The 1,108-nt window shown below is 47.6% G+C and carries 1 protein-coding gene and 1 pseudogene; both read left to right on the plus strand.

The genetic code is table 11. From position 1 onward, the window contains the following. A pseudogene (gene cysE, locus R8269_RS25705) lies at positions 1–167 on the plus strand (serine O-acetyltransferase); the annotation flags it as partial. A gap of 26 nt (positions 168–193) precedes the next feature. After that, positions 194–1,108: peptidase M23 (locus R8269_RS25710; protein ID WP_318222974.1), on the plus strand; the 915-nt coding region annotated here is incomplete at its 3' end.

A 1,108-nucleotide genomic window follows, 5' to 3' on the forward strand; every position in this document is an offset into this window, starting at 1 on the left:
AAATCGGCTCTTGCTCCGTAGTATTGCAAGCGGTGCCACCGCACACGACCGTAGCAGGCGTACCCGCGAAAATCGTTGGTCGACCAAAAACAGACAAACCGTCTCTCGATATGGACCAAGGCTTTAACGGTAAATCACAAAGCTTTATCCATGGAGATGGCATTTAACCGTCTTCTGATCCTTTGACAATAATGTGGTAGGTAACTCTCAAGTGCGAAAACAAAATCACCCAGTGCTCCGCTCGGCTATTTTATTAACTTGTGCTTTATCTGCCACCTATCCCCTCTCTTCTTTCGCCGCAAGTCAGCAAGAGCTCAAAGGCGTTTCTAGCGAAATCAATCGCCAAAAGAAGGCGCTAACCTCGCAAGAGAAACAGCTTAACGAGCTGCAAAAATCGCTCAAAGACCAAGAGCTTGGCATTTCTAAGCTGGAGCGAGAAATCAAGCAAACTAAAGCCGACCTTGCTCAAGCAGACAAGAACATCAATAAACTGGAAGAGAAAATCTCCTTGCAAGAAGCCCAGCGCCAAGCACAAGAGGAAGAGCTCAAGCAGTTGCTGCAAACGTATTACGTGACCGAGCGAGCGAAAGCGAATGGGCACTTATTGAATCAAGGCGTAGAAGAAGACCGGATTAGCCAATACTTTCAGCACTTAGCCAAGGCTCGTGCCGAAGTGATTGATGCCATCACCAAAACCACTCAAGAGTTGGCGCACAACAAAAACCAACTTGAGCTAGAGAAAGAGCAGATCGAAACCCTGCTCAAGCAGCAATCAGAAAAGCGTACCGCACTGGCCAGTACGCAGTCGAATCGTAAGCAAACGCTGAACAAAATTCAGAGCAGCATTAAAAACGACAAACGTTACCTTGCTGAACTACAACGCAATGAAACCCGTCTAAAAGCCGAGATTGCAAAAGCCGCCAAGCGAAATGCGGTACCAATGGACGGGCTCGGCAAACAGCGCGGCAAACTACCATGGCCACTCAAAGGCAGTGTGTTACATAACTTCGGTACGCGTCAAACCGGACAAGTAAACTGGAAAGGTATGGTGCTTTCCGCTAACTATGGTCAACAAGTTAAAGCAGTTTACCCTGGCACAGTCGTATTT

This window comes from Vibrio sp. Vb0667, from assembly GCF_033391095.1.